Below are 24,877 nucleotides of genomic sequence, written 5' to 3' on the forward strand. Positions count from 1 at the left end.
ATGTTGCCAGCATCATCATCATTATTCAAGAGAACTCATTAATATGCTTAAAGAATCACGCTGCCGTAATGCTGAGGATTCAGCATGACATGGGCAATAGTCTGTAAATTTTCCGCGCAGGTTTCCCGTGACCAGGAGCCACCCAGACAAATACGCAGCGCATCCGGCGGGTTATTATCGGTGCAGAAGGCCGCGCTTGAGACAGCACTGACGCCAAGCTCGCGCAGCTTTACCGCCATCTCGGCAGGATTCCAGTTGAAATGACGCGGCAGCTGCAACCAGAGGTGGAAACCCTGCGGTGTGGCGCGGTAACTAAAATCGCGCAAGATGTCACTGGCCATTTTCTGGCGAATCACCGATTCGGCACGCACGGAAAGCAACACCCGATCGGCGGTGCCATCGCTGATCCACTGGGTCGCCAGCGCGTTGGTAATCGGGCTGGCCATGACGTTCAGGGCGCGCAGCGCACCCGCCAGCAGCTGGGTATTGCGCTTACCCGGACCTTTGATAAATGCGGTGCGCAGCCCCGGCCCAAAACATTTGGACATGCCGGTGACGTACCAGGTCAGTTCGGGGATGAGCTCGCTGAACGACGCAATATGCTGTGTCGCCAGCGCAGCATAAGCCTCATCCTCAATCACTGGCACGCTGTAACGCGATGCCACATCAGCCAGTGCTTCACGGCGGCGCAGCGGCAGCGTCAGGGTGGTGGGGTTCTGGATGGTGGGATTGATATACAATGCGCTGATGTTGCCAGTCTGGCATTGATGTTCAAAGGCGCGCGGCAGCGGGCCATCTTCATCGCAGGGCAGCGATTGCAGCGTGATATTCAGCTGGCTGGCGATGGCTTTCAGGCCAGGGTAGATCAAATCACTGACGCACACACTGCCGCCCTTGCGGCACAGCAGGGTCAGCAGTCCCACCAGCGCGCTATGGATCCCAGGGGCGACCAGAATGTCTTCCAGGCTCACGGCGGGCAACTGCTTCTCCAGCCAGACCTTTGCCATCGACTTATCATCGGCCTGCCCGCCAAAATCCTGGTAACGCAGCAGGCTGAGAATGTTTTTCTGCGCGAACAGGTTAATCGCCCCTTCACTGATTGCCTGTGCCAGCTCGATACCGGGTTCAATCGGTGAATTCATCGTCATCTCATAACTGCTGCCCCCGCTGAGCGGGACGGCGGGCACCTTACCACGAATGTAACTGCCGAGGCCTGGCCGTGAGTCAATCAATCCACGTCTTTTGGCTTCCGCGTAGCCACGGGTCACGGTGGTGTAATTGAGCGCCAGCAGCAGTGCCAGCTCACGTAACGGCGGCAGACGATCGCGCGGCTGAAACTCGCCGCTGTTGATGCCGTCGGCGATGATATCGGCAATCAACAGATAAGCCGGGCGTTGGGTGTTCTGATTTTGATAGCTGTTCCAGCGACTGCCGAGTTTATTAAGCATGCAGACAATTCCAGCAAAATGGCGAAGTGTGCATCACTATTGCCTGGCGGAGGTTAATCTGCAATCACCTTATCCATTGATTGCATCATTGATTGCATGATGATTTTAGTTGTGTGCATTTTTGGTGCAAATTGGCATCAATTCAGTGCATCTCAAGGTGATTTGTCGCTATCTGGCACGGCAGGTTATGGGAATGTTAGTAGGATGAAAATTTTTTTTGCGCATAATTTGAGCATTTGATGGGCCATTGATTGCATGCCCCGGATCCGCCGCTGGCACGTACCTTGCTCCAGTCTCTGTGCATCACCTGCGATGTACCATGACGGGGAGCGAGGCTCCCCCCTGATCAAAACCGGGAGAAACGTGCTATGCCAAAAGTAACTTTGCCAGCCCATAAGACGGGTGATTTCTTTGTCGATTACGAAGAAAAAGTTTTTGAAGATGTGAAGGCGGAGCCAGGCCAGAAGGCGCTGGTGACCTTCCACACCGTGGCTTTTGAAGGCTCGATCGGTTTCGTCAATATGTTGCAGGCCACCCGGCTACAACGCAAAGGATTCGAAACGTCCATCTTGTTGTATGGACCGGGCGTGCTGCTCGGCGTGCAGCGTGGTTTCCCGACCATCGGTGCTGAAGCTTTTCCCGGTCACCAGAACTATGCCAATCAGCTGACCAAATTTATGTCTGAAGGCGGCAAAGTCTACGCCTGCCGCTTTGCCTTACAGGCCCTGTATGGTCACGGCGAACCTTCACTGCTGGAAGGGGTTCGTCCCATCAATCCGCTGGATGTGCTGGACCTGAAACTGCTGCACGTGCGTGACAACGCGGTGATCATCGATACCTGGACGATGTAAGCGGAGGCGCGTTATGGCTGAGTCACGCATTATTCGTGCCGCCGCCGCCCAGATTGCGCCAGATCTCCATGAGGCCAGCAAAACGCTGGCCCGGGTGCTGGACGCTATCGATCAGGCAGCCGCACAGGGGGCAGAGATCATTGTCTTTCCTGAGACTTTTGTACCTTACTACCCCTACTTCTCGTTTATCACGCCCGCGATGACCGCCGGAGCGGCGCATCTGAAATTGTATGACCAGGCGGTGGTGGTGCCCGGCCCGATCACCCATGCGGTGGGCGAACGCGCCCGTCTGCGCAACATCGTGGTGGTGCTGGGGGTGAATGAACGTGACCACGGCACGCTCTACAACACCCAGCTGGTGTTTGATGCCAGCGGGGAACTGGTGCTGAAGCGTCGCAAGATCACCCCGACCTATCACGAACGGATGATCTGGGGGCAGGGAGACGGCGCCGGATTGAAAGTGGTGGAGTCCGCGGTTGGGCGCATCGGAGCCTTAGCCTGCTGGGAGCACTACAACCCGCTGGCGCGCTACAGCCTGATGACCCAGCACGAGGAGATCCATTGCAGCCAGTTCCCCGGTTCGCTGGTGGGGCCGATTTTTGCCGAGCAGATGGACGTCACCATTCGCCATCATGCGCTGGAGTCCGGTTGCTTTGTCATCAACGCCACTGGCTGGCTCACTGAGGAGCAAATCAACGAACTGACCAGCGACCCGGCATTACAGAAGGGTCTGCGTGGCGGCTGCAACACCGCCATCATCTCGCCGGAAGGCCGTCACCTGGTGCCGCCGCTGACCGAAGGTGAGGGGATTTTGATTGCCGATCTGGACATGGCCCTGATCACCAAACGCAAACGCATGATGGATTCTGTCGGCCACTATGCCCGACCAGAATTACTCAGCCTGCGCCTCGATGCGACACCTGCCCGTTATGTGGTGGCGCGTGATGATGAGTCCGAAACGGGAGGAGACCGCGATGCAGAACGTTCCGTCTACGCGCCAGCAGCTGATCACTGAGCTGCTTACCCAGGGGGTTAACGTGATCAATCCCCGCCAGGACCATGTAAGCCGTCATGGTGGCGCCGGGCCATCGGATCATCAGGCGATGAATATCGATGGTGTGACGGTGATGGTGCCGATCTACACCCATTCTGCGCGCCAGTCGCCGTGGCAGGTGAAACACGAGGAGTCCGGTGCCACGCGGCTGTACAACAACCTGATTCCGGTGCGGGAGATCAGCATCGCCCATAAACCACGTTTTTATGAGCGGCAGACGGCGGACGGCGTACCTTACTCGCAGATTGCGACGCTGCATGGCACCGACGTGCTGGCGACTACCGTGCTGCAAACCTGTATCCGCTATGAAAATCGCGCCAAAGCCTGCCAGTTCTGCGCTATCGGGCAGTCGCTGGCGGCGGGCAGCACCATTGCGCGTAAAACCCCGCAGCAACTGGCAGAAGTGGCAAAAGCGGCCGTGGAGCTGGATGGGGTGAAACACATGGTAATGACCACCGGCACACCCTCAGGCAGCGACCGTGGTGCCCGCATTCTGGTGGAAAGTGCGCTCGCCATCAAAGCGGCGGTGGATTTGCCGTTGCAGGGACAATGCGAGCCACCGGGAGATGCGAAATGGTTCCGACGCATGAAAGACGCAGGCATTGATGCGCTGGGCATGCATCTCGAAGCGGTCACGCCGGAAGTGCGCGCCCGCATTATGCCGGGTAAGGCCCAGGTGAGCGTGGATCAGTATCTTGAGGCGTTCGCCGATGCGGTGGCGGTGTTTGGCCGGGGCCAGGTCAGTACCTATATCCTGGCAGGTCTGGGCGATACGCCGCATGCCATCCTGTCGCTGTCGGAGACGTTGATTGACCTCGGGGTTTATCCGTTTGTGGTGCCTTTTGTACCGATCAGCGGCACACCGCTGGAACATCATCCGGCCCCTGACAGCCAGTTTATGTCGTCAATTTTGCAGCCGCTCGGGCAGATGCTGAGTCAGGCAAGCCTGCGTTCCAGCGATATCAAGGCGGGCTGTGGTCGCTGCGGTGCCTGTTCTTCACTTTCCAGCTTTGAACAGGCAATGGCGTAAGGGGGGCATGATGAATCACTACGCGGGTTACACCATCAAATGGGTCACGCTGCCGTGGGAACGGCGGCAGGCTTACGCACTGCGCCAGCGGGTGTTCTGCCAGGAACAGGGATTGTTTGAGGGCGATGACCTGGATGACATCGATGGCCATGCCCGGCTGCTGGTGGCACTAGGCAGTGTGGGTGGCTGGCATGATGAAGTGGTGGGTACGGTACGCATCCATGAACTGGCACCAGGGGTCTGGATGGGATCGCGCCTTGCCGTGGATAACGCCTACCGTCGGCAGGGCCAGCTGGGGCCGACGCTGATCCGTCTGGCGGTGTGCAGCGCTCATGCGCTGGGCTGTCGGGAATTTTATGCCCAGGTGCAGCATCAGAACGAACCGCTGTTTCGCCGCATGCACTGGCACACGCTGGAGTGGCTGGATTTGCGTGGTGTCCGCCATGCCAGGATGCAGGCCGATCTGAATTTCTATCCCCCTTGCTACGACCCGCTAAGTGGCATGGTGATCAATACCCCGGTGCGCAAGCCAGCCGAGATACCGATCTTTCTGACGGGGGTAACACAATGAATCATGACTTACCCGCGCTGATTGCACGGCTGCGTGCTTTTAGCGGCCTGACCCATAAGCGTGATATCCAGCAGGTGGCGCAGCAGCTGCGCGATGCCTGGCCTAACCCGAACCCCAATGGGGATGATTGCGCGCTGATCCCGGATGGCAGCGGCTACAAGCTGTTGGCGATGGAGGGATTTATTAATCGCTTTGTCGCGGAGGACCCGTGGTTTGCCGGCTGGTGTGGCGTGATGGTCAATCTGAGTGACATTGCCGCGATGGGCGGACGCCCGCTGGCGGTGGTTAATGCCTTGTGGGATGACGCGTTACCTCATGCGGAGCAGATCCTGCAGGGGATGGCGGCGGCATCACGCGCGTATCAGGTGCCGGTGGTGGGCGGTCACACCAATCTGCGTAGCGATCAGCCACAACTTGCCGTGGCGGTGCTGGGGGAAACGACCCATCCACTCAGCAGCTTTGCCGTACAGCCGGGGCAGACGCTGATGGTGGCGATCAATCTGCATGGGCGCTGGCATCCTCCCGGTTACAACTGGGATGCGGCAACCCATGCCGACCCTCCGGCCCTGCGTCAGGCGTTGTCCTTGCTACCGTCGATGGCCGACGAAGGATTCATTCAGGCAGCGAAAGACATCAGCCAGGCCGGGCTGGCGGGCACGCTGGTGATGATGCTGGAGAGTAGCGGGCTGGGTGCCGGGCTGGATCTGACGCAAATCCCCATCCCGGCTGGCGTGGAACTGGAGCAGTGGCTGTGCGCCTTCCCCAGTTTCGGTTTCCTGCTGGCTGTGGAACCACAACATTGCGACGAGGTGGCTGCACGCTTTGCCCGCTGCGCCATCAGCTGTGCTGCGGTGGGGCAGTTCACCGCGGAGAGAAAACTCATCATGCAGTACCGGCAGCAGCACGCCTGCTACTGGGATCTGGCGCAACAGCCGCTTACCGGCATGAACAATCATTAGAGGAACTTACGATGCCTGCAATGCATTTTGTCGTTTGCTGGCCTGATGGCAGCAAAGATACCTGCTATTCCCCCTCCACCGCGATTGAGAAGCATCTGGAGGTGAATCATCCCTATACGCTGGCGGAGTTCGTCACTCTCAGCACCCGCGCGCTGGACGAGGCCAGTGAAAGGGTAAAAGCGAAGTTCGGTTATTACTGCTCCAGTGCGCAGGATCAGTCTGCGGTGATTGTGCAAAAAGCCCGGCAGTTTACGGCGCAGCAGCAGGTCATTGTGGAAAAAATCACCCCCGTCCCGGTCTGATAACAAGCGAGATTACGATGAACAACACTCATTATCCTGTCGTCATTATTGGCGGCGGGCAGGCGGGTCTCGCCATGAGCTGGAGCCTGACGCAAAAAAATATCCGTCATATGGTGCTGGAACGTCACCAGCTGGCCTGGGCATGGCGCGAGCAGCGCTGGGACAACTTCTGCCTGGTGACACCCAACTGGCAATGCAAGCTGCCCGGTTTTCCCTATGACGGTGACGATCCGCATGGCTTTATGCTGCGTGATGAAATCATTGCTTATGTTGAACGCTATGCGCGCAGTTTTAACGCACCGCTACGCGAAGGGGTTAACGTGTTGCGCGTGGAGAAAACGCAGCACGGTTTTCAGTTACTGACCTCGGCAGGGGTTTTCACCGCCGAACAGGTGGTGATTGCGGTGGGTAATTATCATCGCCCGCGCTTCCCGGCGATCGCCGCACAACTGCCAGAAAGCATCATGCAGGTGCATTCCGCCAGCTATAAATCGGCGCAGCAATTGCCCGCCGGGGAGGTGCTGGTGGTGGGATCGGCGCAGTCCGGCGCGCAAATCGCAGAAGACCTGCATCTTGCCGGTCGTCGCGTGCACCTGTGCGTGGGCAGCGCACCGCGCGTGGCGCGTTTTTACCGTGGTCGTGACGTGGTGGACTGGCTGGATGATATGGGGCATTACCGCCTGACGGTTGACGATCATCCGCTCGGTGAAGACGCGCGGCGCAAGACCAACCACTATGTCACGGGCCGTGATGGCGGGCGTGATATCGACCTGCGCGCTTTTGCCTTGCAGGGTATGCAGCTCTATGGCCGCCTGCTGGGTTATCGCGACGGGAAATTGCTCACCGGCGACGATCTCAAGGCAAATCTGGACGGCGCTGACGCCACTTCACAGAAAATTAAAGACAGCATTGATGTCTGGATAGCGGAACAGGGCATTGATGCACCAGAGGAAGCGCGTTACCAACCGTTGTGGCAACCGGAAGAGAGTGCAACGCATATCGATCTGACCAACATTGCCGCCATTATCTGGGCGGTGGGGTTCCATACCGATTTCAGCTGGATCGACGCACCTGCATTCAATGATAAAGGCTATCCACGCCACACCCGTGGCGTCTCGGTTCAGCCGGGACTGTATTTCCTTGGATTGCCGTGGCTGTGGACCTGGGGATCGGGCCGCTTTGAAGGTGTGGGTGAAGATGCCGCCTGGCTGGCGGAGGCGATTGAGCACCACCACCAGGGCGCTGCGGAGGCGGCGTATGTCAATGATCACCGTTGAGGATGGCGCGTTCTGGCAGCAGGAAGCGCAGCGTCTTGACTGGCAGCAGGGTTTTAGCGCGCTGGTTGCAAGTATTGAGGGTGGGCCGCGCTGTCGCTGGTTCCCCGGAGGGAAAACCAATCTGAGCTATAACGCCCTCGACCGCCATCTGGCGACCCGGGGGGAACATTGCGCCATTATCCACCGCGATTACCTTGGGCAGACCCATCGGCTCAGCTACCGTGAACTCTGGCAGCAGGTCAACGCCCTGAGCAGCTTGCTGGCAAGCTGGGGGATTCGCCAGGGAGATCGGGTGCTGATTACGTTACCGATGACGCCGATGGCCGCCATCGCCATGCTGGCCTGCGCCCGCCTTGGGGCGGTGCATGTGGTGGTTTACTCTGCCAGTACCAGCGAAGCGCTGGCCCAGCGTATCCACGCCTGCCAGCCCGTGTTGTTGATCCACAGCAGCGAAAAGCGCAGCCGCGAGAGCCTGCCCGCCCTCCCTGCTGCCACCGCCACGTTACGTGAGGCAGATATTGCGAGTGCGGAATTTAGCCGTGAGCTGGCGCAGCATCACGGGCGCGTGGTGCCCTGTGTCTGGGTAGAGTCGTCTCACCCTTCACATTTGCTATTTACCTCCGGCACCACGGGAGCGCCCAAAGGTATCGTGCGCGATACCGGTGGTTACGCCGTGGCGCTGCTGGCTAGCCTGCATCACCTGTTTCAGGTTCAGGATGACGAGATTTTCTTTACCACGGCGGATGTAGGATGGGTTACCGGACATAGCTACGGCGTCTATGCACCGCTGCTGGCGGGGATCACCACGGTGATGTGTGAAGCCAGCCCGGTGAATGCCCCCGGAGAAAGCTGGTGGCAAATGGTGGCGGAGCTGGGCATCACCCGGATGTTAACCATCGCAGGTGCGATCCGCATGGCGCGCCAGCAGGGGACGCCGCGTGCCAGCCTGTCGGCGCTGCGATCGCTCTATCTGGCTGGCGAACCGCTCGACAGTACAACTCATGACTGGGTGAGCACGGAGATGTGCGTGCCATGCGAAAATCATTACTGGCAGACTGAGTCTGGCTGGCCGCTGCTGGCGGGGGCGGGCGGGGGCCTGAAACCGGTGTTCAGCCGCTCAGTAGCGATCGTGGACCCGGCGAGTGGCGCATTGTGTCCTGCGGGCGAGGCCGGGATGCTGGTGGTCAACGCCACGCTCGGTCCGGGTGGCATGTCAACGCTCTGGCAGGATGACACGCAGCACGACCAACGTTACTGGCTCCAGCGGGATGGCCGCTGGAGTTACGCTACCCATGATTGTGCCGTGTGGGTGGGTGATAAGATCGTGATTCAGGGGCGTATGGATGACGTGATCAACATCGGCGGCAAACGTCTGGCGACAGCGGAAGTAGAAAATGCGCTGGCGGGTCTGGATGGCATCGTTGAAGTGGTGGCCACCCGCACCCCGCATCAGCTGCTGGGTGAAATGGTGGCGCTTTTTGTGGTTACCGATGGGCTAAATACGCAACAGGAGGCGGTCCTGAAGCAGCAAATACGCGAACGCCTGGTCAGTCGCTGTGGGCGCTACGCGCTGCCGCGTAAGATTCACTTCCGCCGTTCGCTGCCGAAGACCTTTTCAGGGAAGTTTTTGCGCCGGATGCTGAGCGCGTGACGGGTAAGGCGTCTCACAGGGACTAGTCGATTATCGGGTTATTTTTCAGTTCATTATAAGGAGTAAGGCCTACCCCGTTAAACACGGTTCTCTGCTGATCGGCGACCTGTTGCGGGGACCGTGCCGGTATCAGCTCGCTATGGATACCCGTCAGCTGTGAAAACAGCGCCATGACGTACCGGGCGAACGCTGTTATCAATGGTCACACCGTGGTCAGAAAAATAGATCAACGCGTATGATTGGCCGGTTTTCTCAAGAATGTCGTGTGCGAAATGACGGGGGATTGAGATATTCCTGAACATCCAGGGTGGTCAGATGACGCACCCTTAAATAACACCGGCAATAAGACTATAAGCGTTTTATCAGCAGGGGTTTCAATCGTATAAAGTCATGAAGATTTAAGTACCACCACGGCATAAAAGCAGGGCTTTGCCGTGGCATTTTTGAAAACACAATCGGTGGGATCACCCAGTTCCAGGCAATCGCCCTTATGCATCTCAAAAGCAGTACTGCCTTCCTGAAAAGTGAGGGTACCCTCAAGCACCCAGATCAGCTGACGGCGTGAGAGGTATGATATCGCTGGCATCGGAACGGCAACGCCCGCCGGGAGTTCTACGCTTACCAGGTCAACGGGGATTTGTCCCGGTGATACGTGGCGTCTGATGTAACCGGTCTCCGGGTCTTGCCAGACCGCCTGTTGATCGTGTCTGACCAGCGTACCGGTCTGAACCTCGCTCAGCGCTATCAGCTGGGACATACTCATATCAAAAGCACCCGCCAGACGCGCCAGCAGGGTTGCGGTAGGGCTGCTCTCGCCACGTTCAATTTTGTGGATCATTGCCCGGGAAACACCCGAGTTTTCGGCAAGGTCCGTCAGAGACCAGGCTCGCTTTTCCCTTTCGGCCTTAATTTTTTGTCCGATCCGCTGGTTTACGTCATCTTCTTTACTGGACAATTTATCTAACATAATGGATAACTAAGATAGTGAACAATACATCTACTTTAGTGACAGAGAAACGAGGTGTCCACCATGAAGATTCGAACCGCAAATGAAGGGGATGCAGATGTCATCGCCGACATTTATAACGACGCAGTACTTAATACCACGGCTATCTGGAATGACAAAACCGTCGATTTCCTCAACAGAATTAAATGGATGCGCGATCGGAATGACGCTGGCTTCCCGGTGCTGGTTGCTGTTGATGAGGAAGGGAAGGTTCTGGGTTATGCCTCATATGGCGACTGGCGTCCGTGGGATGGCTACCGCCATACGGTGGAACACTCAGTTTATGTCCATAAAGAGGCTCGCGGCAAAGGTGCAGGGGGAGCACTGATGGTCGAACTGATTCAGCTGGCTCAGCAACAGGGCAAACACGTGATGGTGGCGGGTATCGAATCCGGCAATGAAGCCTCTATCGCACTGCATAAAAAACTGGGTTTCACCGAGGTCGGGCGGATGACTGAGGTGGGAACCAAGTTTGGTCGCTGGCTGGATCTGACTTTCCTCCAGTTGCGCCTGGATACCAGAACCCATCCCTGATACTGGACGGCACAGGGAAGTGCCCTGGAAATGAAGTGAATAAACAATGCTTCGCAGTGGTAATCTCAGCTGATATTTTTATCAACATACTGAATTCACATCAGACACAAGCCTGAGAAACCCGATGCAACCTTCAATGCCCAACTGGAATGATCTGCGAATATTTCTGGAAGTTTATCGTTGTGGCAGCCTGTCTGCGGCGGCACGTCAGTTGCGTATCGACGTTTCCACCGTGTCACGTCATATCGCCAGCCTTGAGAAGTCGCTGGCTGCGCCGGTATTTCAACGACTGCCGGCTGGACTGAAAGCCACCACTAAAGGACGTGAAATTCTTTCCTTTATCGAATCGATGGAATCCCATTCGCTGGCGATGATGCAGACGGATAAAGCCGGTGTCAGCCATTTGCCCGCCGGGGAAATCAGGATTGGCACCATGGAGGGGATAGCGTCGTTCTACCTGGCCGGGAAGATCGGTAAATTTAATGAAAAATACCCGAATATCATGGTGGAGTTATTAACTTCATCGCATCAGGTGCATGTGAATCGTCGCGAAGCCGATCTCTTTCTCAGTTTTTATCCCTATGATGGTAAAGGACTGGATATTCTGCCGGTGGGTAAGTTCAGGCTCTGTCTGTATGCCCATAATGATTACCTGCAAAAATACGGTGTTCCCGTGAATATCAGTGAGTTGCGTAATCATAAATTTATCAGTTATATCAGCGACCTGATTCAACTGGATACCGTGCGCTGGCTGGATGAGGCGATTATTAATCCGGATATTATCTTTAGTTCCAGCAGCCTGGTTGCACAAATGTTTGCCGCCGCCAGCGGGACAGGCATTGCCATGCTGCCGGAATTTATGCAGGCGGAGCGCTTTGGACTAAAACCCCTCCTCAGGGAGTCGGTTGAAGTAAGCCGGGTAGTATGGCTTTCGGTCCATAGCGAACTGCGTTATTTGCCAAAGATGAAAGCTATCATCGCATTTTTGCTGGAGATGTTCGGGAATGATTATCCGAACGCTCCTGGAATTCGCTTAAATTGATGTCATTGCACTGACAAAGTGCAAAGGCTGAACATGCCAGGTGGATGTAAAAACCATTAATATCAATGTAATGGTGTTTCGTCGTGCCACCATGCCAGTGACAGATCTTATCTGCTGACTCAAATTCCTTTTATTGGTGCAATACCGCCCTTGCAAAAATGCAAGGGCGAGTGCTAAATCGCCAGTTCCTCATGGTTATCCCGTTTGTTAGGATTTCCGGACAGAAGGGGGAATCACAATGAACAATGAAATAGAAACGACAGAGCTGAGAATTAATAAGATATATTCTTCGGGGGAGTTTAAATCGCACGTAAGAAAAAAAGGGTTGATAATAACCTTCCTGGTGCTAATCACCTTTATTTTCTTCTTTTCATTACCACTGCTGAACTCGTTATTTCCGGCAGTGATGAAATACCAGATTGCCGGTTCATTTAATATCGGACTGTTATGGGTCATTCTGCAGTATCCGCTAGGTGCCGCAGTTGCGTGGTGTTACGCCAAAAAGATGGGGCGCTATGACGACCCGAAATGGATCACACATTATCTGGCACGTGGTAAAGCGAAATGAAAACAAAATATCTGCTGGCTGCAACCATACTTACTCTTTTTTCTGCAACGGCAAATGCCGCCGACACCATGGTCGGGCAGGGTCATAAATATATGACCTTTACCATTTTTACCCTGTTATTCCTGGCATCACTCTCTATCACCTGGATTGCTTCACGTAAAAACAGTTCTGCCGGAGATTTTTACACCGCCGGTGGTCAGATTGGGCCGTTACAGAACGGGCTGGCCATTGCCGGGGATTATCTCTCGGCTGCCGCTTTTCTGGGTGTTTCCGGGTTGATCGCGCTTTATGGTTTTGATGGTGTTAATTACCTGATTGGCTTTTTCGTCGCCTTCATTCCGGTGTTGTTACTGGTTGCCGAACCATGCCGCAACCTGGGACGTTACACGCTGGGAGATGTGCTGGCCTGGCGTAATGGTTTTCGTGCCACCAAGTTTGTCGCGGCGGTATCGAGCGTCATCGTGGCGCTGTTTTATATGGTGCCACAGATCGTCGGGGGCGCGGTGATCGTCAGGGCACTGATTGGCATCCCCTATGAAGTGTCAGTGACTGCGGTTGGCATGCTGATGCTGATTTATGTCGCGTTTGGTGGCATGCGTGCGACGACGGCGGTGCAGGTCACCAAAGCCGTATTGTTGATCTCCTGCTGCTTTATCCTGGTGGTGCTGTCCTGGTTACCCTTTGGCTTTAATGGCCTGGCGTTCCTCAACACCCTGACCGCCGATCATCGCCTGCAACAATACGTGATGTCGCTGGTTAACGATCCTTCGTTCACGCCGCAGGAGGCAGGACAACGCTTTCTGGAGGCCGGGCTTTACCTGAAAAAACCGCTTGAGCAGGTTTCTCTCGGACTGGCCCTGCTGCTGGGCACCGCAGCCATGCCGCATGTGTTGATGCGTTTTTTCGCCGTGCGTAATTCTACCGATGCCAGAAAGTCTGTGCTGTGGAGCATGTTGTTTATCGGTGTTTGCCACCTGTTCATTATCGTCATTGGCTTTGCCTGCGCACATTACCTCGGTGCGGATGCGGTAAAAGCAGCGGATAAAGGTGGCAACCTGGCGGCCCCGTTACTCGCACAGTATCTGGGTGGCGGCGCTGAAAGTTTTGCGGGCAACTTCCTGCTGGCGCTGGTTGCCGCTATCTCCTTCGCCACCATCGTTGCTGTTGTCGCCGGTCTGACGCTGGCGGCTGCTTCGGCGATGGCGCATGACGTCTATGTCGGCGCGATTAAGAACGGCGTCGCGACCGAACGGCAGCAGGTTGCTGCGGCTAAAATTGCCACCTTACTGATGGCCGTAGTGGCGGTTATCGCCGGTATCGAAGCCAAAGGACAAAACGTGGCGCACCTTGTTGGTTTGGGGTATGCGGTAGCGGCCTCAGCCAACCTGCCGGCACTGGTGATGTCACTTTACTGGAAGCGCTGCAATACCGCGGGGGTGATCGCCGGGATCGTCGGCGGCACCGTGCTGGCTATCTTTATGGTAATGGTTTCACCCTCAATGACCTACCCGCTCCATCAGCGCGCGGTGCTGGAAGGCCAGCTAAAAACATTGGCTGCGGAACAGGCAAATGTACCGTCACGTCAGGCATTGCAAGCGCAGATCAACGCTATCCCGGATGACGCCACCAGCATTGTGGGTCTGAAAGCCCCGCTGATTGAACTTAGCAACCCTGGCATTGTGTCAGTGCCTGTTGGCTTTCTGCTGGTGATTGTCTTCTCTCTGCTGTTCCGTGACGAACGCGCTGAGCGTCTATGGCCGGAACTGGCGGTTCGCAGGGAACTGGGACCGCAACTGAAATGAACTCCCGGCCGTGAATAAATCCGGCGCATAAATAAGGACTGAATGATGTTTTTACCTCAAGTGAAAGTGGCTGCCGTGCATGCTGCACCGGTTTACATGAATGCCCAGGCCACTCTGGAGAAGGCGCTGGCCTATATCGCGGAAGCCAGCCGCAACGGTGCCGAACTGGTGGTGTTTCCTGAATCCTTCATTCCCGGCTTCCCGGTATGGGCGGCCCTGTGGGGACCGATTCATAACCACAACTGGTTTGAGAAAATGGCAGAGAACAGCCTGCTGATTGATGGCCCTGAAATTAAGGCACTGTGCAGTGCGGCCGCCCGTCACGATATTCTGATCTGCATGGGATTCAGTGAGCGCAGCCCGATCAGCGTGGGCTGTTTGTGGAACTCGTCGGTGTTGATCGATCAGAGCGGGCAGATTATTAACCATCACCGCAAACTGGTGCCGACTTTCTATGAAAAAATGGTCTGGGCGCCGGGGGATGGTGCCGGTCTGAAGGTGTGCGAAACCCGCATCGGCCGCGTGGGCGGATTGATCTGCGGCGAAAACACGAATCCACTGGCGCGTTATTCATTGATGGCGCAAGGAGAGCAGATCCACATTTCGCAGTGGCCTTCTATCTGGCCGACTAAGCGGCCTGCTGCCGGAGGGAATTTTGATAACCTGGCAGCCAATCGAATCCGTGCCGGGGCGCATTCATTTGAAGCGAAATGCTTTGGCATTATGAGCGCGTCAGTGATGAATGAGGAAATGAAAAACATGCTGATTGACTGCGACAGCGCGGTCGCGGACATTCTGGAAAACACCCCGCAGGCCGCCACCCTGTTTGTTGACCCGACAGGTACACCGATCGGCGACACGCTGCAACATGAGGAGGGTATTGCCTGGGCCACTTTTGATTTGAAAAAGATCATCGAAGTGAAGCAACTGCATGATGTGGTGGGTTATTATAATCGTTTTGATGTTTTTAACCTCGATGTTAATCGACGCCGCCTGGTTCCAGCGACGTTCTCCGGCGATGACGTTCAGCCCGAGGCAGAAAATAATGTGGTGGAACAGCAATAAATATTCCGCCAGCTGAACAGGAGCCAGGGACGGCTCACTCTGCTGATTAAATAATATTCCTGCCACCCTCTTCCTTTCCTGGTTTTTGTTCTTTTTATTGTCAGGAAACCGTAAAAACCAATTCCGCTATGCAACCATCACCAAACGCCAATGTCTTCATGGAGGCATGATAATGTGTTTCTATGGTGAGTAATGTGAAGAATAAAAAGATACTGGTGATCTGTCGGGATAATATTGGTGATAGTTTGCTTGCAACGCCGTTAATAAAACAACTTTCCAGGAGCAACGAGGGACGAATAGATATTCTGACCAACAGTTATGCATCGCCGATATTTGATGGGAATCCGTATATCGGGAAAGTGTGGATATACAGTAAAACTAAACACTGTCAAAACAGGTTCTCTGCGTTAAAGTCGTTATGGGACAGGGCACGGCTTTGCCTGGCGTTAAACCGGGAAAAATATGATTGTGTGGTGATTGCGAAATCACTTTGGGATAAGCATTCGCTGAAGTGGGCCAAAATTATTCGTGCAAAGGAGATCGTTGCTTTCGGCAATGACCGCCATCCACGCATCACCAGGCTGCTGCCAGTGCAGGACAGCAAACTCCATGTAGCAGAAGTGTTTTTTAATCTGGCGAAAGGGGTTTATGCTGATGCGATGGAACCTGAAGAGCTTGATATTTATCCGAAAACTGAACTGGTTGATCACTATCGACGTGTGATCAATAACAAAGACAATCAGATGTTGATTGCGATACAAATCAGCTCACGCAAGAAATGCCAGCGATGGCCGCTGGAGAGCTTTATTTCACTGGTGAAGAAAATAGCTGACAGAACGCCCTTTCGTATTGTTTTGCTGTGGTCGCCCGGCGAAGAAAGTTCGCTGACACATCCAGGCGATAATATTAAAGCGGAAATGATCACCTCCGCCTGTAAAGATATTAATTTAACGCCGGTCTATACCGATTCGTTAGAAGATCTTAAAGCGGTACTGGCGAATTGCCATGCGATGGTCAGCAGTGATGGCGGTGCGGTACATATCGGTGCGGCAACCGGATTACCGGTGGTGGCGATGTACGGTAATAGCGATCCGGCAAACTGGCATCCGTGGAAAGTACCGTATTGTATTCTTCAGGGTATTGATAACAATGTCAGTAATATTACGTCTGAACAGGTATTTAAATCGCTAATATCATTATTGCCCGCTATTCCTGAGCTAAAAAATGATAATAGCCCGGAAAGACAATCGCTTTCCGGACTGGATTTTATGGCGACAGAAAAATTCCAGAGGAGTGGGGTTTAGGCAATTGCACCGCCACCGTCAACCAGCACCGTCGAGCCAGTGGCATACGGGGTAGAAGCAAGATAGAAAATCGCGTTGGCGATATCTTCCGGCTGCCCCATGACACGCGCTGGCAATGTTGCGGCAGTATCTTCATACATCTTCTGACGATCCGCCTCGGGTAAGCCCTCCCATAACGGTGTGGCGATCATGCCCGGTGAAACGGTATTAACGCGAACTTTTTGCGCAGCCAGTTCCAGCGCGAGACCACGGCCTAACGACTCGATGGCCGCGTTGATGGCACCCTGTAATACCCACTGACCCGGACGAACACTCAGAAAGCCAGAAATAAAGGTCAGTGAACCGCGTTCATTGATGGATACCGCCCGCGCCACGCGATAGGCACCCCAGAATTTACTGTCCATCGCGCTATAGGCATCGGATAAGGCCAACTCTCGTACCAGACCGCCCGGCGTTTGTGCCGCACTGACCACCACATGATCAAAACTACCCGCCTGGGCAAAATATTTTTCGACAGCGGCGTCATTGGTGAAATCAAGGGCGGCGATGTGAACTCCGCTGCCAATGCGTTGCGCCACAGCATTCAGCTTCTCCAGACTACGCGAAGCGATAACCACCTCGGCACCTGCTTCAGCAAAAACTTTTGCCGCCGCAGCGCCGATCCCTGAACTTCCACCAACGACAAGTACACGTTTACCTGCGAAGGAATGTGACATGAGAATGCTCCTGTGATGTTAACTGACGCGATAACACAACGCGCTCAGGACGATAAATACAGTGTAGACAGGGATGCTATCATTGGATTAAACAATGATAATCAATGCAGAAAATAATTAACTATTCGTGGATTAAGAATAATGGATCAACTCAGCCTGTTTCGTCTGTTTATCGCCATTGCTGAACGCGGTAGCCTGGTGGCGGCATCACGGGCGCTGGCCATCGCCCCCTCGGTGGCAACGCTGGGCCTGCAACGTCTGGAAGAGATGCTCGGCGTGGTGCTGGTTATTCGTACCACGCGCCGCTTATCCCTGACCCCGGAAGGGGAACGTTTTCTGGCAGATTGCCGCCGCATCCTGATGGATATCGAGGAGGCGATCGATGCGTTATCCGATCGTGGACCATTACGCGGGGAGATTCGGCTGACGGCGACCAATGACTTTGGCCGTAATACCCTGGCACCCTTGATTGATACGTTTATGCAGAGCAACCCGGAAGTCCGTATTGCGCTGTATCTCAGTGACTCGGTGATTGATCTCACCGAAAGTGGTTATGACATTGGCTTACGCTTAGGATCCTTCGGCAAATCGCGCGCTGACAGGCAGCTACTGGTCACCGGTACGCGCCAGGTGTGTGCGTCCCCTGCATACTGGCGAAAGGCGGGTAAGCCGCAGCATCCGCTGGAACTGGAACAGCATAATTGCATGGTGCTGGCTCGCCCAGATGCCCCGCAATCGATTTGGTACTTCCGCGATGATGACAGGGAATTCGGCGTGCGAGTCAGCGGCGATCGTACAGCTAACGAAGGGGCTACACTGCGCAGCTGGGCCATTGCGGGAGCCGGGGTTATTCTCAAATCCAGCATTGATATTATTGATGATGTTGCACATGGGCGATTAGTCCCGGTGCTAAGCGGCTTTGAACTGGCCGAGGGGCATGACTATAACCTGTATGCCATTACGCCTGCTGGCCGTCGCCAGTCGCGTCGTGTTAAGGCGCTGGTCGATTTTCTGCGGCAACAGCTGGCGACACCTTAACCAGACGGGAATAGGCTGAACCTGGACGCGGGCTTATTTTTATCTTGAAAGTAATCGATTACAAAATAATAATGGCTGACATGTACCCGCGCTGATATCCCACAACAGGAACCCGTGACCCATGAACCCGGTAACGCTCAATACTCATCCCGACACTGACCTACAGTTCCGCAAAGTTGTGGTGGATATGGTTGACTGGATTGAGAAAAACCTCGGTGCAGACCTGCAACTGAGAAGGGTGACGAAGAAAAGCGGCTATTCTCACTGGCATTTTCAACGGCGCTTTACCGAGATCAGTGGTTGGAAGTTAGGGGAGTACATCAGGGCACGCCGTCTGGTGAATGCCGCTTATGATCTTGCTTTCACAGGCAAAAGTCTGGCTGAAATCAGCGTTGAGTATGGCTTCAAAAGCCAGAATTCTTTTTCCAGAACCTTTATTCACTTGCTGCAAGTAAAGCCCAGCGTGGTGCGTAAAGAATTTGCTGGCCATGGCGATGCACTGTGCCAACTGACCTTCCACCTGCTGCCATGCGGGGACTGGTATCGTCAGGACGATTTGCTGTTACTGTGCGGCGAGCGGGAAAAACAGCCCGCGATGGCGGGCTGAGTCTAATCTGATTCGCGCACAATCAGCCTGGCTTGCTGCAAATGTTGAAAATCTGCTTCTCCAGGTTGAAAGATACGTCGGCTAAAAAAGATACCCAGTTGTTTACCGTTCTCTTTTGGAAAGGGGTCCATGGTGGTGAGTGGTGGGCTTGAGTAGGTTGCGCCGGGCGTATTACCGTAACCAATCAGGCTAATGTCTTTGCCGGGTTGCAGCCCCAAAAGGCGGCACGCTGCCATGGCACCGATAGCGATATCATCCGTCGCGCAGACGATAGCGGTGGGGATGGGCTGCACTTTTAGCAGGCGGCTGGCCAGCACATAACCGTCCATCTCGGTCAGCCCTCCGACCATTTGCCACTCGTTACGATAGATAAGCTGATGATCCAGTAAACACTGCTTATACCCCTCGTGGCGTAAGCGTGCATAGTTGAATTCAGCCGACGTATTGATAAACGCAATATGCTTATGCCCGCGGGCAATTTGTCGCGCGGTAGCCTGATAGAACGCATCGAAATGATCGACATCCACCCATGCGTGCGGGGTTGAGGATTGCGTTCTGCCAAAGGTAATAAAGGAGACATTTTGTTGCTGGGCAAACTTAACGCGCAGGTCATTAACACGCGTCCGCAATATCAGAATGGCGTCAACCAGTTTTTGCTGCACCATGTCCTGATAGCCACGGACATCGTCATCACTTTCGTTGCTGTGCTGATTGGTGATGAGCAATTTCAGCCCAGAAGCCTGTAATTCAAAAACCAGCGCCCCCAGCATGGATGAGTAAAATGGCTCAACCAGCATGCCATTAACCAGTGGCGGCGGCAGGACTACTCCGATCATATTGGTTTTGCCGCCTTTAAGCCTTCTGGCAACCGGATTAGGGATATAGCCTAATTCGATGGCTCGCTGCATAACGCGTTGCCGGGTATCATAAGCCACATCGCTATAGCCATTCAGCGCCCGTGATACGGTTGACGTTGATAACTTTAGGTCTTTGGCCAGTTCCGAAAGTGACATACATGTTCCCTGAAATCGCTGTCTGAACGAAAAGTGATTTAGCTTACCCGGTCAAGCGCCTGGCTTAAATCATTTAGAATATCGTCAATATCTTCGATACCCACCGACAGACGAATCATTTCTGGCGAGACACCCGCAGCAAGCAATTCAGCTTCGTTTAACTGACGATGCGTTGTTGAGGCGGGATGGCAGGCAAGAGAACGTGCGTCACCAATATTGACCAGGCGTTTGAAAAGATTGAGCGCATCGTAGAATGTCTCACCGGCCTTGAAGCCGCCTGTTAAACCGAAGGATAGAATCCCGGAAGGTAAACCCTGCATATAACGCTGAGCAAGTGCATGATGGGGATGTTCGGGCAATCCGGCGTAATTAACCCAGGAAACCGCCGGATGCTGTTGCAAAAACTTCGCCACCTGCAGCGTGTTGGCCACATGAGCTTTCATGCGCAGTGTCAGTGTTTCGAGGCCCTGCATCAATAAAAAGGCATTCATCGGAGACAGGGCAGCGCCGGTATTTCTCAGCGGAACCGTGCGCGCACGCGCGATAAATGCTGCCTCACCGAAGCTTTCGGTATACACCACGCCATGATAAGCAGGCTCAGGGGTCGTCAGGCAGGAGAATTTCTCTGGATGCAAATGCCATGGGAATTTCCCGCTATCCACAATGACGCCACCCAATGAATTGCCATGACCGCCAACGTATTTGGTCAGGGAATGGACAACAATGTCGGCACCATGCTGAATCGGTTTGCATAACACCGGCGAAGCAACGGTGTTATCAATCATTAAAGGAATGTGATGTTGATGGGCAACCTGCGCCAGGGCGGCGATATCAATGATATTACCGGCGGGATTACCAATACTTTCACAGAAAACGATTTTGGTATTTTGTTCGATAGCTTTTTCGATAGCCTCGGGGCTGTCATTTTCGGCAAAAATCACTTTGATGCCGAGGCCCGGCAACATATGCGCTAACAGGGTATAGGTGCCGCCATACAATTGCGGTGTCGCGACAATGCTGTCTCCGGCACGCGCTAACGCCAGAATGGCGCAGGTTATTGCGGCACTGCCGGAAGATAATACGAGCGCACCAATCCCCCCTTCCAGGGCAGCCATGCGCTTCTCCAGAACATCATTGGTTGGATTCATGATCCGACTATAAATATTACCCGGCACCTCCAGATTAAAAAGGTCGGCGGCGTGCTGGGCACTGTCGAATTCATAAGCGACATTCTGATAAATAGGCACGGCAACACTTTTGGTTACCGGGTCGCACTGGAAGCCAGCGTGAATAGCAAGGGTGGCATCTTTCATTATTATCTCCTTGAGATAAGTAATACGGGAGGTATCGAATCTGATAAATTGAGCATTAGATGTAATGCATCCCGATCAATTCTTCAATCCCTGCATCTTTCGTTCTCATCAGCTAATATTTTAAAAATGTCCAATTTGGTGCGATGCATGGTGCGCGCGCACTCTTTTTGTGCATAAAAAGAACGGTTGTTATTAATAAAGAGGAATCAAAAACGGTTTTGTTAACTGGCATCCGGCTTGCAACGAACAGGAAAATACGCCTTATTTTATTTTCTAATAAACTTAGAATTAAAAAACACGACTACGGTGGTTGATACATGAGAGAGTTAAGTTTAAAAGATGTCCAGCCTGCAATGTATGGTGGGTTATTGCTCTCGGCGGGGGGGAGTGGTGTTAATAATTCTCTGGAGAAACACGATCTCGCGGCTGAAGTGGCACTGGGTCTTAATATTGTCAAGCTGGCGGAATTGGATGAAATCGATCCTGAAGGGTATGTATTAATTTCCACATCAGTAGGTGCGCCAGGATTTGCCCAACCAGAACTGGTGTTAAAAGATCATATTACTGCCGCCGAAAATCTGATTGAAAAGCTCGGACGCAAACCTGCCGGTGTGATGTGTGGTCATGTACCCGGATTTAATGGCTGGCTGGTGGCTGCGGCCCTGGATCTGCCCTACATTGACGCGGCTGCCAATGGCCGTGGGCACCCAACCGTGAAAATGGGCGGAATGGGACTGGCCTCCAGACCGGATATCTCGATTGTTCAGGTTGCGCAGGCAGGTTTTGCCTCATCCGGGTCAAAAATTGCCGTCGTCGCTGAAGGGAATTTGATCAAAACTTCCCAGGTCATGCGCCATTGCGCCACCATCAGTGGTGGGTTGGTAGCCTCAGCGAGAGGCCCTTATCAGGCTGATTTTATTCGTGAAAATGGGGCTGCCGGGGCCATATCGTTCCAGATTGAACTCGGCAAGGCGATGTTATCCGCCCCCCAGGGATTGGCCCGGGCTAGTGCCGCCGCCGCCTTTATGGGGGGAGAAGTCATTCTGACCGGTAAAGTGGTAACGAACGATGTGGTCTATCAGGATGGCTTCGACATTGGTTTTGTCACCATAACCGATGGCACTGAGACCCTGCGTCTTGGGGTTTACAATGAATATATGACGGCCGAAAAAGACGATGCTCGTCTGGCGACATTCCCGGACATGATTGGTTCTGTCGATGCATTGACCGGAGACCCGATTGCCATTTCAACGATGAAAGTGGGCCAGGAAGTCAGCATTATTATTGCGCACCATTCCACATTCCCGTTGGGCAAAGGCGCTCTGGACCCGGTGGTATTTGCAGAGATCGAGCAAGGGCTTGGGCTGGAACTGTACTCATATATAAACGCAAAATAACAGGACGTATTATGATTAAGTTGTATGACAGCAAACTTTCCGGCAACGCATGGAAAATTAGATTGATGTTGAATTTTTTGCAAATCCCCTACACCAGGGAAACCTTAAACCTGGCGGAAGGTAAACATAAAGAAGAAGCCTTCAAAAAAAGAAACCCATTTGCCCGTATCCCGGTAGTTGAACTTGCTGACGGGCGTCACCTTAATGAGTCAAATGCTATCCTGCTTTATTTTGCCGAAGGTTCGTCATTGCTGCCTGCCGATCCGGTTATGCGATGCAAAATTAATGCATGGTTGTTCTTTGAACAGGCGGACTTATTGCGTTTTCTGGCCTATCCGCGTTTTTATACCATGACGAACCAGCGTGAAAAGTTTGCCGATATCATTGCGCATTATATGGAGTTGGGGAAAGTCGCTCTTACCCATGTTAATCAGGCGCTGGAGAACAGTAGCTGGATCGCCGGGGAAAGTTTAAGTGTGGCCGATTTCAGCCTTTATCCTTATATCTCGATGGCAGAAGAAGGTGGATATAACTTAGCGGAATGGCCAGCTATTCAACGCTGGATTGGTAATTTCAAAGATATTCCCGGTTATGAAAATCTGGTGAATGCCTGATTATTATTTCTTTCGCTAACAGGTGGGCTGCACGACGTTGCTGCCAGGGTTAATTTTTCGACCTTTCAGGATCATAATTATGTCTCGTCACATCACTGCCCAGCGGGGTAGCGAATTGCGTTGTAAAGGATGGCGTCAGGAAGCCATTCTCAGAATGCTGGAAAATAATCTGGAAAATGCCGAGAACCCGGACCAGCTGGTGATTTATATGGCCTGGGCAAAAGCAGCACGCGACTGGACCAGTTTCGATCACACGGTTGCGGCATTAAAACGGCTGGAAACCGATCAGACGCTGGTGATGCAATCCGGCAAGCCAGTCGGCATTTTCTCTTCACAAAACACCACGCCGGTGGTCCTGATGGCAAATGGCAATGTTGTCGGTGGCTGGGCTGGCGATGATGACTATCGTGCGCTGGAACGGGCTGGGTTGACGATCATGCCGGGCATGACGGCGGCAGCCTGGCAGTATATTGGCAGCCAGGGCATTTTGCAGGGCACCTATGAAACCTTTATGTCCGCAGCGCGCCAGCATTTCTCTGGCAGCCTGGCGGGTCGGCTGATTGTCACGGGCGGATGCGGTGGCATGAGTGGCGCGCAACCACTTGCCGGGCAACTGGCCGGGGCCGCAACGCTGGTGGTGGAAGTGGACGCGAGAAAAATTCAGCGCCGTCTCGACAGTGGCTACTGCCAGGTGCTGACCTATGAGCTGGATGAAGCGCTGGCCCTGTGCGCCGAGGCGCAGTCTGCCGGTAAAGGGATTTCCGTTGGTTTAGTCGGGAATATCGCCGAAGTCCTGAGCATCCTGGTTGAGCGCAATCTGACACCGGACATTGTAACTGACCAGACCATCGCTGACCCGGTTAACGGCTATTTCCCGCTGGGTGTGACGCCCGAAGAGGTTGCCAGCCTGCGTCAGACCGATCCGGAAAGATTAAAGGCATTATCGTATGCCACACTCAATCAGCATGTTTCAGCCATGCTGACGTTGCAGTCGCGTGGTGCCATTGTTTTTGAATATGGTAACAACCTGCGCAAATATGCCCGCGAAGCGGGCGTCAGCGCCGCCTTTGACATCCATTCCTTTATTGAACTGTTTATTCGCCCCCTGTTTTGCCAGGGCATCGGCCCATTCCGCTGGCTCGCAGTGAGCGGCAATCCCCTGGACATCTATAAGATTGATGAGCTGGTGCTTGAGTTGTTCCCGGAAAATCAGCGCATCGTTGACTGGATAAAAACCGCCAAAGAACATGTGCAGTTCACCGGTTTGCCGGCGCGTATTGGCTGGATGGGGTACGGCGAACGCAAAAAGCTGGCGCTGGCGGTGAACCAGCTGGTGGCGGCGGGTGAAATTGGGCCTATCGCTTTTACCCGTGATCATCTCGATTCAGGTTCTGCCAGTTTACCGCATCGTGAAACGGAAAATATGGCGGACGGTTCCGACGCGATTGCTGACTGGCCGATTCTCAATGCTCTGCTCAACTGTGGTTCAGGTGCCGATCTGGTCGCCGTGCACTCTTTAGGCAACTGGGGGGTATCTGCCGGGGTCACCACCGTGGCAACGGGGGATGAAGAGTCTGCCGGGCGTTTAGCCCGCGTGATGGATAACGATACCGGTATCGGAATCCTGCGCCATGCCAGTGCCGGTTATGAGACAGCGGTTGATCTCGCTATCGAATCCGGGCTGGGTATTGCGGCACAGTTCAGGGGCTGATATC

At 54.1% G+C, this 24,877-nt stretch carries 24 protein-coding genes; 19 read left to right on the forward strand and 5 right to left on the reverse strand.

Annotated features, from left to right (window positions below):
- Window positions 1–47: 47 nt before the first annotated feature.
- Window positions 48–1,448: an aminotransferase-like domain-containing protein gene (locus AC6I8X_RS23985; RefSeq protein ID WP_497841645.1), complete on the reverse strand. Its 1,401-nt coding sequence runs from the start codon at window positions 1,446–1,448 to the stop codon at window positions 48–50.
- Window positions 1,449–1,816: 368 nt separating this feature from the next.
- Between AC6I8X_RS23985 and AC6I8X_RS23990 the strand changes: the two genes are divergently transcribed.
- The 8 genes from AC6I8X_RS23990 to AC6I8X_RS24025 are packed head-to-tail and all read left to right on the forward strand — an operon-like array spanning window position 1,817 to window position 9,143.
- The gene (locus tag AC6I8X_RS23990; protein WP_084879338.1) at window positions 1,817–2,299 is read left to right on the forward strand and encodes an MSMEG_0572/Sll0783 family nitrogen starvation response protein; all 483 of its coding nucleotides are present in this window, start codon (window positions 1,817–1,819) and stop codon (window positions 2,297–2,299) included.
- Window positions 2,300–2,312: 13 nt separating this feature from the next.
- Entirely contained in the window at window positions 2,313–3,314 is a 1,002-nt protein-coding gene (locus AC6I8X_RS23995) for a Nit6803 family nitrilase (RefSeq protein WP_313687279.1), read from the forward strand.
- Window positions 3,274–4,383 carry an MSMEG_0568 family radical SAM protein gene (locus AC6I8X_RS24000; RefSeq protein WP_310618225.1) on the forward strand — a complete coding sequence of 370 codons (1,110 nt, stop codon included), beginning with the start codon at window positions 3,274–3,276 and terminating at the stop codon, window positions 4,381–4,383. The genes AC6I8X_RS23995 and AC6I8X_RS24000 overlap by 41 nt, the downstream gene beginning before the upstream one ends.
- A 10-nt stretch (window positions 4,384–4,393) precedes the next feature.
- Window positions 4,394–4,954, forward strand: a complete 561-nt coding sequence (locus tag AC6I8X_RS24005) for an MSMEG_0567/Sll0786 family nitrogen starvation N-acetyltransferase (protein WP_497841686.1) — start codon at window positions 4,394–4,396, stop codon at window positions 4,952–4,954.
- A complete protein-coding gene (locus tag AC6I8X_RS24010) occupies window positions 4,951–5,913 on the forward strand; it encodes a sll0787 family AIR synthase-like protein (protein WP_497841646.1) in 963 nt (320 codons plus the stop codon). Before AC6I8X_RS24005 ends, AC6I8X_RS24010 begins: the two co-directional genes overlap by 4 nt.
- Before the next feature lie 11 nt (window positions 5,914–5,924).
- The gene (locus AC6I8X_RS24015) at window positions 5,925–6,215 is read left to right on the forward strand and encodes an MSMEG_0570 family nitrogen starvation response protein (RefSeq protein ID WP_313687285.1); all 291 of its coding nucleotides are present in this window, start codon (window positions 5,925–5,927) and stop codon (window positions 6,213–6,215) included.
- Window positions 6,216–6,232: 17 nt separating this feature from the next.
- The gene (locus tag AC6I8X_RS24020; protein WP_497841647.1) at window positions 6,233–7,492 is read left to right on the forward strand and encodes an MSMEG_0569 family flavin-dependent oxidoreductase; all 1,260 of its coding nucleotides are present in this window, start codon (window positions 6,233–6,235) and stop codon (window positions 7,490–7,492) included.
- On the forward strand, window positions 7,473–9,143 hold the full coding sequence (locus AC6I8X_RS24025; RefSeq protein WP_497841648.1) for an AMP-binding protein: 1,671 nt from the start codon (window positions 7,473–7,475) through the stop codon (window positions 9,141–9,143). The genes AC6I8X_RS24020 and AC6I8X_RS24025 overlap by 20 nt, the downstream gene beginning before the upstream one ends.
- A 388-nt stretch (window positions 9,144–9,531) precedes the next feature.
- Here AC6I8X_RS24025 and AC6I8X_RS24030 read toward each other — a convergent pair whose 3' ends face one another.
- Window positions 9,532–10,110, reverse strand: a complete 579-nt coding sequence (locus AC6I8X_RS24030) for a helix-turn-helix domain-containing protein (RefSeq protein WP_313689682.1) — start codon at window positions 10,108–10,110, stop codon at window positions 9,532–9,534.
- A gap of 63 nt (window positions 10,111–10,173) precedes the next feature.
- On the opposite strand from AC6I8X_RS24030, the gene AC6I8X_RS24035 reads away from it, so the two are divergent.
- From AC6I8X_RS24035 to AC6I8X_RS24060, 6 genes are all read left to right on the forward strand, one after another.
- Window positions 10,174–10,683 (forward strand): GNAT family N-acetyltransferase, encoded by a 510-nt coding sequence (locus tag AC6I8X_RS24035; RefSeq protein WP_497841649.1) that lies wholly within the window; start codon window positions 10,174–10,176, stop codon window positions 10,681–10,683.
- 124 nt (window positions 10,684–10,807) lie between these two features.
- A complete protein-coding gene (locus AC6I8X_RS24040; protein ID WP_497841650.1) occupies window positions 10,808–11,725 on the forward strand; it encodes a LysR family transcriptional regulator in 918 nt (305 codons plus the stop codon).
- Between the two features lie 238 nt (window positions 11,726–11,963).
- Window positions 11,964–12,293, forward strand: a complete 330-nt coding sequence (locus AC6I8X_RS24045; protein WP_497841651.1) for a DUF485 domain-containing protein — start codon at window positions 11,964–11,966, stop codon at window positions 12,291–12,293.
- Window positions 12,290–14,095: a solute symporter family protein gene (locus tag AC6I8X_RS24050; protein ID WP_497841652.1), complete on the forward strand. Its 1,806-nt coding sequence runs from the start codon at window positions 12,290–12,292 to the stop codon at window positions 14,093–14,095. Before AC6I8X_RS24045 ends, AC6I8X_RS24050 begins: the two co-directional genes overlap by 4 nt.
- A gap of 45 nt (window positions 14,096–14,140) precedes the next feature.
- Window positions 14,141–15,160, forward strand: a complete 1,020-nt coding sequence (locus tag AC6I8X_RS24055; RefSeq protein WP_497841687.1) for a carbon-nitrogen hydrolase family protein — start codon at window positions 14,141–14,143, stop codon at window positions 15,158–15,160.
- 182 nt (window positions 15,161–15,342) lie between these two features.
- Window positions 15,343–16,464, forward strand: a complete 1,122-nt coding sequence (locus tag AC6I8X_RS24060; RefSeq protein ID WP_497841653.1) for a glycosyltransferase family 9 protein — start codon at window positions 15,343–15,345, stop codon at window positions 16,462–16,464.
- On the opposite strand, the gene AC6I8X_RS24065 is transcribed toward AC6I8X_RS24060, so the two are convergent.
- On the reverse strand, window positions 16,461–17,180 hold the full coding sequence (locus AC6I8X_RS24065; protein WP_497841654.1) for an SDR family oxidoreductase: 720 nt from the start codon (window positions 17,178–17,180) through the stop codon (window positions 16,461–16,463). The genes AC6I8X_RS24060 and AC6I8X_RS24065 overlap by 4 nt on opposite strands.
- A gap of 141 nt (window positions 17,181–17,321) precedes the next feature.
- Between AC6I8X_RS24065 and AC6I8X_RS24070 the strand changes: the two genes are divergently transcribed.
- Both AC6I8X_RS24070 and AC6I8X_RS24075 read left to right on the forward strand, forming a co-directional pair.
- Window positions 17,322–18,218 carry a LysR family transcriptional regulator gene (locus tag AC6I8X_RS24070; RefSeq protein ID WP_313683659.1) on the forward strand — a complete coding sequence of 299 codons (897 nt, stop codon included), beginning with the start codon at window positions 17,322–17,324 and terminating at the stop codon, window positions 18,216–18,218.
- Window positions 18,219–18,339: 121 nt separating this feature from the next.
- The gene (locus tag AC6I8X_RS24075; RefSeq protein ID WP_313683660.1) at window positions 18,340–18,825 is read left to right on the forward strand and encodes a helix-turn-helix domain-containing protein; all 486 of its coding nucleotides are present in this window, start codon (window positions 18,340–18,342) and stop codon (window positions 18,823–18,825) included.
- A gap of 2 nt (window positions 18,826–18,827) precedes the next feature.
- Here AC6I8X_RS24075 and AC6I8X_RS24080 read toward each other — a convergent pair whose 3' ends face one another.
- Together AC6I8X_RS24080 and AC6I8X_RS24085 are read right to left on the reverse strand one after the other, a co-directional pair.
- Window positions 18,828–19,838, reverse strand: coding sequence for a LacI family DNA-binding transcriptional regulator (locus tag AC6I8X_RS24080; protein ID WP_299454079.1), 1,011 nt, complete (start codon window positions 19,836–19,838; stop codon window positions 18,828–18,830).
- Between the two features lie 38 nt (window positions 19,839–19,876).
- Complete coding sequence (locus AC6I8X_RS24085) at window positions 19,877–21,151, reverse strand: O-acetylhomoserine aminocarboxypropyltransferase/cysteine synthase family protein (RefSeq protein WP_497841655.1); 1,275 nt, start codon at window positions 21,149–21,151, stop codon at window positions 19,877–19,879.
- Window positions 21,152–21,468: 317 nt separating this feature from the next.
- Between AC6I8X_RS24085 and AC6I8X_RS24090 the strand changes: the two genes are divergently transcribed.
- From AC6I8X_RS24090 to AC6I8X_RS24100, 3 genes are all read left to right on the forward strand, one after another.
- A complete protein-coding gene (locus AC6I8X_RS24090; protein ID WP_313683662.1) occupies window positions 21,469–22,548 on the forward strand; it encodes an S-methyl thiohydantoin desulfurase in 1,080 nt (359 codons plus the stop codon).
- A gap of 11 nt (window positions 22,549–22,559) precedes the next feature.
- Complete coding sequence (locus tag AC6I8X_RS24095) at window positions 22,560–23,162, forward strand: glutathione S-transferase family protein (RefSeq protein WP_313683663.1); 603 nt, start codon at window positions 22,560–22,562, stop codon at window positions 23,160–23,162.
- Between the two features lie 79 nt (window positions 23,163–23,241).
- Window positions 23,242–24,873 carry an S-methyl thiourocanate hydratase gene (locus AC6I8X_RS24100; RefSeq protein WP_497841656.1) on the forward strand — a complete coding sequence of 544 codons (1,632 nt, stop codon included), beginning with the start codon at window positions 23,242–23,244 and terminating at the stop codon, window positions 24,871–24,873.
- The last annotated feature ends 4 nt before the right edge of the window (window positions 24,874–24,877 follow it).

The sequence above is a fragment of the Pantoea sp. X-Soil-TKNS-1280 genome (assembly GCF_059730475.1).

Excerpts from the sequence above, each read along its gene's own strand:
- AC6I8X_RS23985 (WP_497841645.1), bottom strand. The coding sequence starts at position 1,448 with ATGCTTAATAAACTCGGCAGTCGCTGGAACAGCTATCAAAATCAGAAC.
- AC6I8X_RS23990 (WP_084879338.1), top strand. The coding sequence starts at position 1,817 with ATGCCAAAAGTAACTTTGCCAGCCCATAAGACGGGTGATTTCTTTGTC.
- AC6I8X_RS23995 (WP_313687279.1), top strand. The coding sequence starts at position 2,313 with ATGGCTGAGTCACGCATTATTCGTGCCGCCGCCGCCCAGATTGCGCCA.
- AC6I8X_RS24000 (WP_310618225.1), top strand. The coding sequence starts at position 3,274 with ATGCAGAACGTTCCGTCTACGCGCCAGCAGCTGATCACTGAGCTGCTT.
- AC6I8X_RS24005 (WP_497841686.1), top strand. The coding sequence starts at position 4,394 with ATGAATCACTACGCGGGTTACACCATCAAATGGGTCACGCTGCCGTGG.
- AC6I8X_RS24010 (WP_497841646.1), top strand. The coding sequence starts at position 4,951 with ATGAATCATGACTTACCCGCGCTGATTGCACGGCTGCGTGCTTTTAGC.
- AC6I8X_RS24015 (WP_313687285.1), top strand. The coding sequence starts at position 5,925 with ATGCCTGCAATGCATTTTGTCGTTTGCTGGCCTGATGGCAGCAAAGAT.
- AC6I8X_RS24020 (WP_497841647.1), top strand. The coding sequence starts at position 6,233 with ATGAACAACACTCATTATCCTGTCGTCATTATTGGCGGCGGGCAGGCG.
- AC6I8X_RS24025 (WP_497841648.1), top strand. The coding sequence starts at position 7,473 with ATGTCAATGATCACCGTTGAGGATGGCGCGTTCTGGCAGCAGGAAGCG.
- AC6I8X_RS24030 (WP_313689682.1), bottom strand. The coding sequence starts at position 10,110 with ATGTTAGATAAATTGTCCAGTAAAGAAGATGACGTAAACCAGCGGATC.
- AC6I8X_RS24035 (WP_497841649.1), top strand. The coding sequence starts at position 10,174 with ATGAAGATTCGAACCGCAAATGAAGGGGATGCAGATGTCATCGCCGAC.
- AC6I8X_RS24040 (WP_497841650.1), top strand. The coding sequence starts at position 10,808 with ATGCAACCTTCAATGCCCAACTGGAATGATCTGCGAATATTTCTGGAA.
- AC6I8X_RS24045 (WP_497841651.1), top strand. The coding sequence starts at position 11,964 with ATGAACAATGAAATAGAAACGACAGAGCTGAGAATTAATAAGATATAT.
- AC6I8X_RS24050 (WP_497841652.1), top strand. The coding sequence starts at position 12,290 with ATGAAAACAAAATATCTGCTGGCTGCAACCATACTTACTCTTTTTTCT.
- AC6I8X_RS24055 (WP_497841687.1), top strand. The coding sequence starts at position 14,141 with ATGTTTTTACCTCAAGTGAAAGTGGCTGCCGTGCATGCTGCACCGGTT.
- AC6I8X_RS24060 (WP_497841653.1), top strand. The coding sequence starts at position 15,343 with ATGGTGAGTAATGTGAAGAATAAAAAGATACTGGTGATCTGTCGGGAT.
- AC6I8X_RS24065 (WP_497841654.1), bottom strand. The coding sequence starts at position 17,180 with ATGTCACATTCCTTCGCAGGTAAACGTGTACTTGTCGTTGGTGGAAGT.
- AC6I8X_RS24070 (WP_313683659.1), top strand. The coding sequence starts at position 17,322 with ATGGATCAACTCAGCCTGTTTCGTCTGTTTATCGCCATTGCTGAACGC.
- AC6I8X_RS24075 (WP_313683660.1), top strand. The coding sequence starts at position 18,340 with ATGAACCCGGTAACGCTCAATACTCATCCCGACACTGACCTACAGTTC.
- AC6I8X_RS24080 (WP_299454079.1), bottom strand. The coding sequence starts at position 19,838 with ATGTCACTTTCGGAACTGGCCAAAGACCTAAAGTTATCAACGTCAACC.
- AC6I8X_RS24085 (WP_497841655.1), bottom strand. The coding sequence starts at position 21,151 with ATGAAAGATGCCACCCTTGCTATTCACGCTGGCTTCCAGTGCGACCCG.
- AC6I8X_RS24090 (WP_313683662.1), top strand. The coding sequence starts at position 21,469 with ATGAGAGAGTTAAGTTTAAAAGATGTCCAGCCTGCAATGTATGGTGGG.
- AC6I8X_RS24095 (WP_313683663.1), top strand. The coding sequence starts at position 22,560 with ATGATTAAGTTGTATGACAGCAAACTTTCCGGCAACGCATGGAAAATT.
- AC6I8X_RS24100 (WP_497841656.1), top strand. The coding sequence starts at position 23,242 with ATGTCTCGTCACATCACTGCCCAGCGGGGTAGCGAATTGCGTTGTAAA.